This window comes from Candidatus Thiothrix phosphatis, from assembly GCF_035668035.1.
GTDB classification, from domain to species: domain Bacteria; phylum Pseudomonadota; class Gammaproteobacteria; order Thiotrichales; family Thiotrichaceae; genus Thiothrix; species Thiothrix phosphatis.
The window spans coordinates 94,064-106,683 of sequence record NZ_JAYMYJ010000012.1; the positions used below are offsets into that span (position 1 = coordinate 94,064).

Below are 12,620 nucleotides of genomic sequence, written 5' to 3' on the forward strand. Positions count from 1 at the left end.
GGGGGTATTTACCCTTTATTCATTTGTTGTCCAAGCCCGGCTTGGGGATCAGCGCTGATCCATCGGCACATAGATGCGGCGCTCCGCGCCGGTATACAACTGGCGCGGACGCCCAATACGGGACTCCTCGTCGCTCATCATTTCATTCCACTGCGAAATCCAGCCGATGGTGCGCGCCAACGCGAACATGACCGTAAACATACTGACTGGGATGCCCATACTCAGGAAAATGACGCCGGAGTAGAAGTCCACGTTCGGGTACAGATTACGTTCCTTGAAGTAATCGTCGCTCAGGGCGACCTGCTCCAGTTCACGCGCAATGTCGAACAGTTTCTGGTTCGGGTTGCCGGGCGGCAGGCGATCCAGAATCTGGTTGGCCAGTTCACGGATGATCTTGGCACGTGGGTCGTAGTTTTTGTACACACGATGCCCGAAGCCCATCAGACGGAAACGGTCGTTCTTGTCTTTGGCGCGCGCAACCCAATGCGACAACGGCTGGCCGGATTTCTCAATTTCCCGCAGCATATTGATGACCGCCTCATTGGCCCCACCATGTGCGGGGCCCCACAGGGACGCGATGCCCGCCGCCACCGCTGCAAACGGGTTGGCTTCAGAAGAGCCAGCCAGACGCACGGTGGAGGTAGATGCATTCTGCTCATGGTCAGCGTGCAGGATCATGATCACATCCAGTGCACGCGCCATCAGCGGGTCAACCGCATACGGCTCGGTTGGCACGGCAAACATCAGGTGCAGGAAGTCTTCCGCATACTTCAGGCGGTTTTGCGGGTAGTTGAACGGCAAGCCCATGGAGTAACGGTAACTCCACGCCGCAATGGTCGGCATCTTGGCGATCAGGCGATGGGCCGAACGCTTGCGCTGTTCAGGGTCGTGGATGTTCAGGTCATCGTGGTAGAACGCGGACAGCGCCCCGACCACACCCACCATGGTCGCCATCGGGTGTGCGTCACGACGGAAACCACGGTAGAAACCCTGCACCTGATCGTGCAGCAGTGTATGCCGGGTAATGATGTGCTCAAACTCCGCCATCTCCGCCACGGTAGGCAGGTTGCCATTCAGCAGCAGATAGCAGACTTCCAGAAAGGTGCTATGCTCCGCCAGCTGTTCAATCGGATAACCACGGTAGAGCAAAGTGCCCTCGTCCCCGTCCAGATAGGTAATCTGACTGGAGCAACTGGCCGTCGCCAGAAAGCCTGGGTCATAGGTGAAATAGCCCAGCTCCTTGTACAGCTTGCGGATGTCGATGGCCTTGGGCCCGACGGTCGGGTTCAGGACATCCAACTCTACCTGCTTGCCTGTTGCGTTATCAGTAATGGTTACAGTCTGTTTGGTCATGAGGGCGCTCCAACGCAAAAATCAAAAAGAAAATCAGGAATCCTGGCGACAGCAAAACCGCCCTCAGGCGAGTTTTGCAAACGCAGCGGCGACGCCCTGACCAAGCTCGGCTGGTGAGCGCACCGTAATGACACCTGCTGCTTCCAATGCTGCAAATTTCTCATCCGCAGTGCCTTTACCGCCTGCAATAATTGCACCAGCATGCCCCATGCGCTTGCCTTTCGGCGCGGTAACGCCTGCGATGTAGGAAACAACCGGCTTGCTGACATTCGCTTTGATGAACGCAGCGGCCTCTTCTTCAGCGGAGCCGCCGATTTCACCACACATCAGGATGACTTTGGTTTGCGGGTCGGCCTCAAACAGGGTCAGCGCATCAATGAAGCTGGTGCCTGGAATCGGGTCGCCGCCAATGCCAATACAAGTGCTCTGCCCCCACGGGCCGGTTTGTTTGACCGCTTCATAAGTCAGGGTGCCGGAACGGGAAACGATGCCGACGCTGCCTGGCTTATGGATATGCCCCGGCATGATGCCGATTTTGCATTCACCCGGCGTGATGATGCCCGGACAGTTTGGCCCGATCAGGCGAACGCCAAGGCTGTCGACCACCATTTTGGCCTCCAGCATATCGAGCGCGGGGATGCCTTCAGTGATGCATACAATCAGCTGGATGCCTGCATTGGCCGCTTCGATGATGGAATCCTTGCAGAATGGTGCCGGAACGTAGATCACGCTGGCATCAGCGCCGGTTTCCTTAACGGCGTCACCCACTGTGTTGAACACCGGCAAACCCAGATGGGTGGAGCCGCCCTTACCAGGCGTGATGCCACCAACCATTTTGGTGCCGTAGGCGATCGCCTGTTCGGAATGGAAGGTGCCTTGCTTGCCAGTGAAGCCCTGGCAGATGACTTTGGTGTCTTTATTGATCAAAACGCTCATGCGGCTTCTCCTACGGCAGCAACAACCTTACGGGCAGCATCGCCCAAATCATTCGCGGTAATCACCGCCAACCCACTCTGATCCAGCAATTCCAAACCCTTTTCGGCATTATTGCCTTCCAGGCGGACAACAACCGGAACGCCAACATTGACTTCCTGTACAGCCTTGATGATGCCTTCCGCAATCAGGTCGCAACGGACAATGCCACCGAAGATATTGACCAGGATGCCCTTGACGTTGGAATCGGAAAGAATGATTTTGAAAGCCGCCGCCACGCGTTCAGCCGTCGCCGTGCCACCGACATCGAGGAAGTTGGCAGGCTGCCCGCCGGACAGCTTGATGATGTCCATCGTCGCCATCGCCAGACCAGCACCGTTGACCATGCAACCGATATTGCCTTCCAACGCCACGTAGTTCAGATCCCATTCGGATGCTTCAATTTCACGCGCATCTTCCTGCGACTTGTCACGCATCGCAACCAGATCAGGCTGGCGGTACAGCGCATTGCTGTCAACGTTGACCTTGCCATCCAGGCACAGCAAATTGCCTTCGGCTGTCACCACCAATGGGTTGATCTCAACCAAAGACAGGTCTTTTTCCTTGAACAGCTTGCCCAGACCGATCAGCAGGCCAGTAAACTGCTTGATCTGGTCGCCAGAAAGGCCCAGGCCAAACGCCAGTTCCCGCCCCTGATAAGGCATGACGCCAACCAATGGGTCAATGGCAGTCTTGAGAATTTTTTCTGGCGTTTCATGGGCGACTTTTTCGATTTCCATGCCGCCTTCGGTGGAGGCCATGATGACGACGCGGCGGCTGGAGCGGTCAAGGACTGCGCCAAGATACAGCTCACGGGCGATATTGCAGGTTTCTTCAATCAACACCGTATTGATCGGCTGGCCGTTTTTGTCGGTTTGATAAGTCACCAGGTTTTTGCCCAGCAGACCCGCTGCAACCTCTGCGGCTTCCGCAGGGCTGCTGACCAATTTCACGCCGCCTGCTTTGCCCCGCCCACCGGCATGGACTTGTGCTTTGACAACAACTTTAGGTGTGCTTAATGAGGCCGCAGCAGCTTCGGCTTCAGCCGCTGTTGATGCGACCTTGCCATTTGGCGTCGGCATTCCGTATTGGCTGAATACGGCTTTGGCTTGGTATTCGTGTAGGTTCATCCTCGATCTTCCTTTTTGGGTTCACCGCAAAAAATACGGGGTATATTCGCACAAACGCCACGTATCTACCGGCGGCAGACCGTGGCGTTGAGCGTATATCTTGCTGATTTTACTTACTTACGCTTCTTGCCAACGGCATGCAGGGCGCGCCCATCCACCGCCAGCACGGCTTCGTGAATGGCTTCAGAGACAGTTGGATGCGCAAAGGTCATACGCATCAGGTCTTCTGCTGAACACTCGGTTTCCAGCGCAATCACGGCCTGACCAACCAGTTCGGAAGCCAGCGGACCAACGAAATGGACACCCAGGATGCGGTCGGTCTTGGCATCCGCCAGCACCTTCACCAAGCCATCCGCCTGATCCATCGCCTTGGCACGGCCATTGGCAGCAAACGGGAAACTGCCCACATTGTATTCGACACCGGCGGCTTTCAGGTCTGCCTCGGTTTTGCCTGCCCAAGCGATCTCAGGGTGAGTGTAAATGACCCAGGGAATGGCGTCGTAATTGATGTGTGGTTTTTGGCCTGTTATCTGTTCGGCAACCAAAACGCCCTCTTCTGAGGCTTTATGCGCCAACATTGGGCCAATGATGCAGTCACCGATGGCGTAAACACCCGGCACGCCGGTTTGCAGGTGGCTGTCGACCACTACACGGCCACGCTCATCCAACTGAACCCCAGAATCAGCCGCCAATGCGCCCGCCGTATTGGGCTTGCGGCCTACCGCCACAATCAGACGGTCAACTGTCAGCGTTTGCTCACCCTTGGCATCGTTATAGGTAACGACGACGCCTGCATCAGTCGCTTCAACTTTAGCAACCTTGGAAGAAAGGCGAATATCCAACCCCTGCTTCTTGAATTGCATCTGCGCGGATTTGGCGACATCGCGGTCAGCAGCGGCGAGGAAATCATCCATCGCTTCCAACACCACCACTTCGGAACCCAGGCGGCGCCAGACGCTGCCCATTTCCAAACCAATTACGCCAGCACCAATCACACCCAGCCTGGCTGGAACCGTTTCCCAATCCAACGCGCCAGCGGAATCAACGATACGTTCATCCAGCCATTTGGCGATTGGCAGTTCAATCGGCACAGAACCAACGGCAATAATAATATTGTCAGCGCTTATCGTGGAAACCGCTTTGTCATGCGCAGTCACTTCCACCTGCTTGCCTGCCAGCAGCTTGCCCCGGCCTTGCAACCAAGTGATGCCGTTGGCCTGGAACAACTGGGCAATACCACCAGTCAGTTGCTGGACGATTTTATCCTTGCGGGCGATCATCTTCGCCACATCTATCTGCAACCCATCAACCGTAATGCCGTGGCCAGCATTGTGTTTGGCAATTTCTTCGTAGCGCTCGGAGCTTTCCAACAACGCTTTGGAAGGGATACAACCAACATTCAGACAGGTGCCGCCCAGGGCTGGCTTTTGTTGCTTGTTGATCCACTCTTCCACACAAGCAGTTTTCAACCCAAGTTGGGCGCAACGGATCGCCGCCACATAACCGCCAGGGCCGCCCCCGATCACAATGACATCATACTTTTCAGACATGGCGCGCCCCCTCACACATCCAGAACCAAGCGAACCGGATTTTCAACCAATTCCTTGATGGTTTTCAGGAAGGTGACAGCGCCTTGGCCATCAACAATGCGATGGTCGTAAGACAAGGCCACATACATCATTGGGCGAATAACGATCTGATCATTAACAACGACAGGGCGCTTCTGGATCGAGTGCATCCCCAGGATCGCGCTTTGAGGAGGGTTTAAGATTGGGGTTGATAGCAACGACCCAAAAACGCCCCCGTTGGTTATGGTGAACGTGCCACCGGACAGATCGTTCATATCCAGCTTGCCTTCACGCGCCTTGGCTGCATAACCGGCGATACCGGATTCAATGTCAGCCAGACCCATATTCTCAGCATTGCGCAGGATCGGAACGACCAGTCCGCGATCAGATGAAACGGCGATACCGACATCGCAGTAGCCGTGGTAAACAATATCATTGCCGTCGATGGAGGCATTGATTTCAGGGAAACGTTGCAGTGCCACCGCTGCTGCCTTGACGAACAGGGACATGAAACCCAGTTTCGCCTTGTGCTTTTTCTCGAAAGTGTCCTTGTATTCATTGCGCATATCCATCAACGGCTTCATGTCGATTTCGTTGAAGGTGGTCAGCATGGCGGTGGAAGATTTTGCGTGCAGCAGACGCTCGGCGATACGGGCGCGCAAGCGGGTCATTGGCACACGCTGTTCCATGCGGGAACCGGATGCGGCGACTGCGACAGCCGGAGCCGGTGCAGCAGCGACAGGCGCTGGGGCTGCTGGTTTGGCGACGGCTGCCTGTACATCTTCTTTCAGGATGCGGCCCTGTTTGCCAGAACCTTGCACATCGCTGGCAGCAAGATCATTTTCAGCCATCATTTTGCGCACGGCAGGCGCTGTTTGGGCTTCTGCCACAGACGCGGCAGGTGTTTCAGCTTGAGGGGCGGGAGCAGTTTCTTCAGCAGGTTTGGCGGCGACAGCGCCAGCTTCAAGACGGCCCAGCAATTGGCCGCTGGTGACAGTTGCGCCAGCATCTTGCAAGATTTCAGTCAGCACGCCGTCCACCGGGGCAGGCACTTCCAGCACTACTTTGTCGGTTTCAATTTCAACCAGAACTTCATCCTGCTTGACGGCGTCACCGGGTTTCTTGCTCCATGCAACCACGGTAGCATCGGCGACAGACTCCGGCAGCACCGGCGTCAAAATCTCACTGCTCATCTATACACATCCTCATTGGTATTTTGTCTGGAAGCATCCGCAAAATGCGTTTTTGGTGGTTTGCGAAATTGTCGACATTATAGGAGCCTTTACACGCAAGGTCAAACGAAAAACCCTTGTATTGTCGACATATTTGTGGTTTTCACGCCAATGCAGCAGCAGAATCGCCACGCCTGCCGCTAACATTTATTGCCCCTGTGACGCACGGCCCAGTTGTTCAAAACCAACACTTGCAACTGGCGGAAAGATATGACCACCAGCACAAGCGTTGCTGACGCAGGCCATTCGCGCATTATGGCTGGATTCCAGTACGGCGACATAATTCCCCACATTCAATCGGGGGAGGCTTCAACAACAGGGGACATTTTTTCAGCCTGCAACCGCCGTCGGCAGTGGTGGGCAAACACACGCGCCACGAAACTTGCCCGTAATGCAGGATTGCGCAGATGCACCTCCTCTGCAATCGGCAACAGGGGAAACGCCGCTTGCAGACGGCTGGCGAAAACGCCCGCGCCATCCAGCGTCGGCGGAAGCTGCTCCTGACCTGGAATGTAAACCTTGACCTGTTTCATCCCGCAACTGGGGGAATTGCTTTTCAGGATATAGCCATCCACTGCCTGCAAACGGGCCCTGATTGCATCGAAAAAGCCTGCCAATGCCTCGGTATGATCAATATCAGGCTGTTTGCTGACCACAGCGCGTATTTCCCCTGCCTGCCTGACCAGATGCATGGCGGGACGCGGCGCACCCAACCCCGCCCCCATTTCCGGACAGAATGGCGCGAACGCGAAATACCTACCCAGCGTTTCGGTAATGCAACGCTCATGCTTGTGTCCGCCATCGTAGCGGACTGCCTGACCCAGCAGACAACTGCTGACGCCAATGGTTATAGTACGGCCCGGACACATCATGCAGGCTTGTTCCACCCAGGTTAGTCAACGCGCCGGAAAGTCAACAGATTCCAGATGCCAGAGCTCCGGCCGCTTTGTATAATCGCCGCTTTGTTTGACGCAGCGAGCAGTGATGAATACACGCGAATTTGTCGCCGAATGGCATCCGCAATGGGGAGTATTGCTGGCTTGGCCACACCCGGACACCGATTGGGCCGATAACCTGGAGGCGGCGGAAACCTGCTATACGCAAATTGTCAGCGCCATCAGCCAGCGTGAAAACGTGTTGCTGCTCTGCCACGATGCGGGACACCAAATGCATATTGAACAGGTCTTGTCTCAATCTGCAAGTTGGAAGGCGAAAAACGTACATTTTATGCGCATTCCCTATAACGACACCTGGGCGCGTGATTTCGGCTTCATCACCGTCATGCAAGACGGCAGACCGTTGTTGCTGGATTTCACCTTCAATGCCTGGGGCGGCAAATTTGCAGCCAACCTGGACAACGCCATCAATGCACAACTGGCCGCACTGCCCTTGCTGGCGGGCAATATGCTGGAAACACACCCACTGGTGATGGAAGGCGGCAGCCTGGAAACCGATGGGCAGGGGACACTGCTGACAACGGAAATCTGCCTGCTCAACCCCAACCGCAACCCTTCGTTGGACAAAAGCGCCATCGAAACCCGGCTGCGCACGGCCTTGGGCGTGGAGCGTGTCCTGTGGCTGGCGAACGGCCATCTGGAAGGCGACGACACGGACGCCCACATTGACACGCTGGCGCGTTTCGCCGACCCGCAGACGGTCGTCTATATGAGTTGCGCTGATCCGGCGGACGCCCACTATCTCCCCTTACAGGCAATGGAGGCGGAACTCAGGGCTTTACGGCAGGCCAATGGTGCCCCCTACCAATTGCTCCCTATCCCGTTACCTGCCGCCATTTACGACGGTGACCGGCGGCTGCCCGCCAGTTACGTCAACTTCCTGATCATCAACGGCGCCGTGTTGCTGCCGGTTTATGCCGACGAAACGGCTGATGCAATCGCCATTGCACAAATGCAGGCGGCGTTTCCCCGCCATGAAATCGTGCCGATTGATTGCCGCGCCCTGATTGCGCAGAATGGCAGCCTCCATTGTATTACCATGCAGATTCCCCAGGAGGCCGTAAGCGCATGAGCCGCAAACTGACCGTCGCCGTCGTCCAGCACAGCAATTCCGACAATTACCAAAGCAACCTGGACAAAAGCATTGTAGGCATCCGCCGCGCCGCCGCCCAAGGCGCGCAACTGGTGATGTTGCAGGAACTGCACACCGGCCTGTATTTCTGCCAAGTGGAAAGCACCGATTTCTTTGACCTGGCGGAAACCATTCCCGGCCCCAGCACGGACACGCTGGGCAAGCTGGCGGCGGAACTCGGCATTGTGATCGTCTGTTCCCTGTTTGAAAAACGTGCGGCTGGCCTTTACCACAATACCGCCGTGGTGCTGGATACGGACGGCAGCATCGCGGGCAAATACCGCAAGATGCACATTCCTGATGACCCCGGTTATTACGAAAAATTTTATTTCACCCCCGGCGACCTGGGCTTCACCCCCATCAAAACCAGCCTCGCAACTTTGGGCGTGCTGGTCTGCTGGGACCAATGGTATCCGGAAGCAGCCCGCCTGATGGCACTAGCAGGCGCAGAACTGCTGCTTTACCCCACCGCCATCGGCTGGAACCCACAAGACAACACCGAAGAACAGGCTCGCCAGCGCGAGGCATGGGTCACGATCCAGCGTTCACATGCTGTCGCCAACAATATCCCGGTATTGAGCGCCAACCGCATCGGCTTTGAAGGCGACCCCAGCGGGCAAACGGCGGGCAGCCAATTCTGGGGCAGCAGCATGATTATTGGCTGGCAAGGCGAATTGCTGGCGCAGGCAGACACCACCAGTGAAACTGAACTGGTGATGGAGTTGGATCTGAACCGCACTGAGCAAGTGCGCCGTTGGTGGCCTTATCTGCGTGACCGCCGGATTGACGCCTATCAGGAACTGACCCGCCGTTATCGGGACTGATCCGCAACATCACAATTCAAAAAATTTCTTCCCTATTTGCGGAATTTGTGAACCTGCTCACAGAATAGCTCCCCTAATTCTGGCAATAATCCTATTTATAATAATTAACCGCCAGTTGGTTCACCTTGATACAAGGAGGAAATTTTTATGTTTTGTTCAAAAAAGATGACGGGTTTGGCTACGGTTATCCTGTTGGCTACCGTAGTTCCCCCTGCCCATGCACATTCGCAAAACTATCCGCTACGCTATTCAGGCGATATCACCAGCGCCCCGGCAACAGCAACAGAAAACGGCAATGACACAGGTTCAGCCTACCTTTATGAACAGCTGGGGAAGTTACTGGGGAAAACGTTATATGCACACTTATTAAAGAACGAACAATTTCTTAACCTGCAAGAACTGGTGATCGCGCATGTCGAAGAAAAATACATGGTGTCATCCCCTTCCCACTAAACGCCATTGAGATTTAGGACTTAGGGGAGTTTCGGCCAGAAAATAGGGGACAAAATATCATTCAGCGCATACGGGCAATGGGTTGGAAAATAATCCATCGCCAATTTTTTTTGTTCGCAAACGTGCTGGCAAGCATCTGCATATAAGCCTTCCAATATCCGCCCAAGGATAAATTTCAAGACGGAACTGCGATGCAACATCCGCGCAAGGATGCTACGCGCTTCACGGATACTGTGCATCCGGGCTTCATTCTGAAAGTCAGGTTGCGCCTGCCACAACAGGAGTTCAACCAACAGCACCCGGGTGGTGTTAATAAGCCCTTCATGCTGATGGTGATCAGCTTCCGAATAGCAGCAAGCTTGTGCCATGACGCATTCCCTCAATATGAACCGCCACTATTAACACATACACAAGCTTGCTATTTGCTTAATAAATAAACTCTGATTCAGACTGAGGCAATCCGCGCCAAAGCGTTCTGCAGGTTTGCCATGCTGGTGGCGAAGGATATGCGGATATGCCCTTCCAAACCAAACGCCGACCCCGGCACCACCGCCACACCCACCTTATCCAGCAGGTAGCTGGCCAGGGCAGTGTCATTTTCCAACCCCAAACGCTTGATCATGCCGTCAACATTCGGAAAGCTGTAGAACGTGCCGTCGGCTGGCAAGCACTCGACCCCATCCATGGCATTAAACGCGCCCAGCACAAATTCATGGCGCTGTTCAAACGCATTGACCATGGTTTGGATGAAATCCTGGTCGCCATCCAGCGCCACAACCGCTGCGTACTGGGAAATGGAGGTCGGATTGGAAGTGCTTTGTGATTGGATAATGTTCATCGCCTGAATGAGCTTTTCCGGCCCACCCGCATAGCCAATCCGCCAGCCGGTCATGGAATACGCCTTGGACACGCCATTCAATACAATCGTGCGCTCATACAGGTCTGGGCAAACATCCAGGATATTGACGAACTTGCGGCCACCGAACATGACATGCTCATACATGTCGTCGGTTGCAATCAGCACCTGCGGGTGGCGGCGCAACACTTCGCCCAATGCCGCCAGTTCTTCTGGCGAATAGGCGACGCCGGTCGGATTGGACGGGCTATTGATGACGAACAACCGGGTTTTCGGGGTGATGGCCGCCTCCAGCTTTTCCGCCGACAGCTTGAAATGTTCAGCCTGCCCTGCTTCCGCAATGACCGGCACGCCATCCGCCAGCAACACCATATCCGGATAGGACACCCAATACGGGGCCGGAATCACGACTTCATCACCCGCATCCAGCAATGCCTGGCACAAATTGTAGAAGCTCTGCTTGCCGCCACAGGAAACCAGAATCTGTTTCGGCGAAAAGTCCAGCCCGTTGTCGCGCTTGAACTTGCGGATGATCGCCTGCTTCAATGCAGGCGTGCCATCCACTGCGGTGTAACGGGTTTCACCCTTTTGGATGGCCTCGATACCGGCCTGCTTGATATGGGCAGGCGTGTCAAAATCTGGCTCACCGGCCCCTAACCCTATAATGTCGCGGCCAGCCGCCTTGAGTTGGGCAGCCAACGCGGTGACAGCAAGTGTAGGTGAAGGCTTGACGCGGCCAACGCGCGCTGAAAGTTGTATGTCCACTGAAAACCAACCGTGTGTAGTGTCTTTCATAATCCCGGCAAAATTCATCATTTACCGTACCTTTACGCTTTTCTGCGGCGCGTAATGTTACTGCAAGATCAACGCACGCATAAGGCGTAAAGTTAATTTTTTCGCGCAAAGTTTCTACAGCTTTTCCAACAAGGCAGCGTCCGGATAGCCATCAGCAGGCAAGCCCAGTTTTTGTTGTGCCTCCCGGACAGCGGCGCGGGTTTCTTCACCGATAATGCCGTCCACTTTGGAGATGGGGAAACCTTGCGCTTGCAGTTTCGCCTGCGCTTGTTTCGTCTGCGCCAAGGTCAGTGGATGCACCTGCGCATTTCCTGGGCGCAAAGGCGGTGCGCCCGCCAGACGGGTTGCAAAATACGCCGCCGTCGCCGAATAAACCGTGGATTCATTCCATTGCAGGAACACATCGAAATTGGGGAACGCCAGGAAAGCAGGGCCATTCCGCCCCATTGGCAGCAGCAAGGCCGCCTCGCCATCCTCCTGCAAGGCACTGCCATCCGCCTTTTTGACGCCTTGCGCAGCCCACTCCGACAGCGGGGCCTTATTACCCAGCCGCGCCTGCGACCAGTCCATGTCTGACGGAACCTTGACTTCCTGCAACCACGGTTCGCCAGCGCGCCAACCATTCGCCTTCAGCATGTTGGCGCCGGAGGCCAATGCATCGGCGCTGGAATGGATCAGGTCACGGTGGCCATTACCATCAAAATCAACGCCATACTGGTCATAGCGGGAGGCCAGCAATTGCAACTGGCCAATTTCCCCTGCCCAGGCCCCGCGCATTTTAGCGGGGGTCAGATCACCCTTTTGCACCAAATCCAAAGCGCTGAGTAATTCCGGGCGGAACATTTCCGGGCGGCGGCAATCCTGCGCCAACGTCAGCAACGAGCGAATGGTCGGAAAATCACCATTCACTGCCCCGAAATCGGTTTCCAGCCCCCAAAAGGCTGTCAAAACTTCAGCAGGCACACCATACTCCGCCTCAATTCGCCGGAATAGCGCGGCATTTTTTTTCAGCAAGCTTCGCCCCTGTGACAAACGGCTGGCGCTGACTTTCCGGTTGGCGAAGGTCAAAAAGTCCTGGGCAAAGGTCTGCTGGGAACGGTCGCGCTTAATGACGGCAGGGTCAGGTTTGAGCCCGTCGAGGGCGGCGTCCACCACCGACGCTTTCAGCCCGGAACCAGCGGCTTCCGCCTTGAAATCCGCCAACCAGCGGCCAAAATCACCGCTATTGGCGCAATCCGCCAGGACGGGCGCACTGCACGCTGACAGGCATAACACAATGCTGGGCAAATAACGCATGAATGATCCAATTCCTGAAAGGCAAGGCCTGAGTTTATAGGGTTTTAACGCCG

The 12,620-nt window shown here is 55.6% G+C and carries 12 protein-coding genes; 3 read left to right on the plus strand and 9 right to left on the minus strand.

Annotated features, from left to right (window positions below):
• Positions 1-48 precede the first annotated feature (48 nt).
• From VSS37_RS01465 to VSS37_RS01490, 6 genes are all read right to left on the minus strand, one after another.
• A complete protein-coding gene (locus VSS37_RS01465) occupies positions 49-1,353 on the minus strand; it encodes a citrate synthase (RefSeq protein ID WP_324692828.1) in 1,305 nt (434 codons plus the stop codon).
• Between the two features lie 63 nt (positions 1,354-1,416).
• Positions 1,417-2,289, minus strand: coding sequence for a succinate--CoA ligase subunit alpha (gene sucD / locus VSS37_RS01470; RefSeq protein ID WP_324692829.1), 873 nt, complete (start codon positions 2,287-2,289; stop codon positions 1,417-1,419).
• A complete protein-coding gene (gene sucC, locus VSS37_RS01475; RefSeq protein WP_324692830.1) occupies positions 2,286-3,455 on the minus strand; it encodes an ADP-forming succinate--CoA ligase subunit beta in 1,170 nt (389 codons plus the stop codon). Before sucC ends, sucD begins: the two co-directional genes overlap by 4 nt.
• A 113-nt stretch (positions 3,456-3,568) precedes the next feature.
• Positions 3,569-5,005 carry a dihydrolipoyl dehydrogenase gene (lpdA, locus tag VSS37_RS01480; protein ID WP_324692831.1) on the minus strand — a complete coding sequence of 479 codons (1,437 nt, stop codon included), beginning with the start codon at positions 5,003-5,005 and terminating at the stop codon, positions 3,569-3,571.
• 11 nt (positions 5,006-5,016) lie between these two features.
• Positions 5,017-6,216: a 2-oxoglutarate dehydrogenase complex dihydrolipoyllysine-residue succinyltransferase gene (odhB, locus tag VSS37_RS01485; protein WP_324692832.1), complete on the minus strand. Its 1,200-nt coding sequence runs from the start codon at positions 6,214-6,216 to the stop codon at positions 5,017-5,019.
• A gap of 332 nt (positions 6,217-6,548) precedes the next feature.
• Complete coding sequence (locus tag VSS37_RS01490; protein WP_324692833.1) at positions 6,549-7,127, minus strand: 2-thiouracil desulfurase family protein; 579 nt, start codon at positions 7,125-7,127, stop codon at positions 6,549-6,551.
• Positions 7,128-7,239: 112 nt separating this feature from the next.
• Between VSS37_RS01490 and VSS37_RS01495 the strand changes: the two genes are divergently transcribed.
• From VSS37_RS01495 to VSS37_RS01505, 3 genes are all read left to right on the plus strand, one after another.
• Positions 7,240-8,283 (plus strand): agmatine deiminase family protein, encoded by a 1,044-nt coding sequence (locus tag VSS37_RS01495; protein WP_324692834.1) that lies wholly within the window; start codon positions 7,240-7,242, stop codon positions 8,281-8,283.
• Entirely contained in the window at positions 8,280-9,167 is an 888-nt protein-coding gene (locus VSS37_RS01500) for a carbon-nitrogen hydrolase (protein ID WP_324692835.1), read from the plus strand. The genes VSS37_RS01495 and VSS37_RS01500 overlap by 4 nt, the downstream gene beginning before the upstream one ends.
• A 147-nt stretch (positions 9,168-9,314) precedes the next feature.
• A complete protein-coding gene (locus VSS37_RS01505) occupies positions 9,315-9,620 on the plus strand; it encodes a hypothetical protein (RefSeq protein WP_324692836.1) in 306 nt (101 codons plus the stop codon).
• Positions 9,621-9,640: 20 nt separating this feature from the next.
• Here the strand turns inward: VSS37_RS01505 and VSS37_RS01510 are convergent, their stop codons facing one another.
• From VSS37_RS01510 to VSS37_RS01520, 3 genes are all read right to left on the minus strand, one after another.
• Positions 9,641-9,988 carry a DUF29 family protein gene (locus VSS37_RS01510; protein WP_324692837.1) on the minus strand — a complete coding sequence of 116 codons (348 nt, stop codon included), beginning with the start codon at positions 9,986-9,988 and terminating at the stop codon, positions 9,641-9,643.
• Between the two features lie 77 nt (positions 9,989-10,065).
• Complete coding sequence (locus VSS37_RS01515; RefSeq protein WP_324692867.1) at positions 10,066-11,289, minus strand: pyridoxal phosphate-dependent aminotransferase; 1,224 nt, start codon at positions 11,287-11,289, stop codon at positions 10,066-10,068.
• A gap of 96 nt (positions 11,290-11,385) precedes the next feature.
• A complete protein-coding gene (locus VSS37_RS01520; protein WP_324692838.1) occupies positions 11,386-12,567 on the minus strand; it encodes a lytic murein transglycosylase in 1,182 nt (393 codons plus the stop codon).
• Between the last annotated feature and the right edge of the window lie 53 nt (positions 12,568-12,620).

Coding starts and splice junctions, on each gene's coding strand:
- odhB (WP_324692832.1), bottom strand. CDS start 6,216: ATGAGCAGTGAGATTTTGACGCCGGTGCTGCCGGAGTCTGTCGCCGAT.
- VSS37_RS01520 (WP_324692838.1), bottom strand. CDS start 12,567: ATGCGTTATTTGCCCAGCATTGTGTTATGCCTGTCAGCGTGCAGTGCG.
- VSS37_RS01515 (WP_324692867.1), bottom strand. CDS start 11,289: ATGAATTTTGCCGGGATTATGAAAGACACTACACACGGTTGGTTTTCA.
- VSS37_RS01505 (WP_324692836.1), top strand. CDS start 9,315: ATGTTTTGTTCAAAAAAGATGACGGGTTTGGCTACGGTTATCCTGTTG.
- VSS37_RS01510 (WP_324692837.1), bottom strand. CDS start 9,988: ATGGCACAAGCTTGCTGCTATTCGGAAGCTGATCACCATCAGCATGAA.
- VSS37_RS01500 (WP_324692835.1), top strand. CDS start 8,280: ATGAGCCGCAAACTGACCGTCGCCGTCGTCCAGCACAGCAATTCCGAC.
- sucD (WP_324692829.1), bottom strand. CDS start 2,289: ATGAGCGTTTTGATCAATAAAGACACCAAAGTCATCTGCCAGGGCTTC.
- VSS37_RS01495 (WP_324692834.1), top strand. CDS start 7,240: ATGAATACACGCGAATTTGTCGCCGAATGGCATCCGCAATGGGGAGTA.
- VSS37_RS01490 (WP_324692833.1), bottom strand. CDS start 7,127: ATGATGTGTCCGGGCCGTACTATAACCATTGGCGTCAGCAGTTGTCTG.
- VSS37_RS01465 (WP_324692828.1), bottom strand. CDS start 1,353: ATGACCAAACAGACTGTAACCATTACTGATAACGCAACAGGCAAGCAG.
- lpdA (WP_324692831.1), bottom strand. CDS start 5,005: ATGTCTGAAAAGTATGATGTCATTGTGATCGGGGGCGGCCCTGGCGGT.
- sucC (WP_324692830.1), bottom strand. CDS start 3,455: ATGAACCTACACGAATACCAAGCCAAAGCCGTATTCAGCCAATACGGA.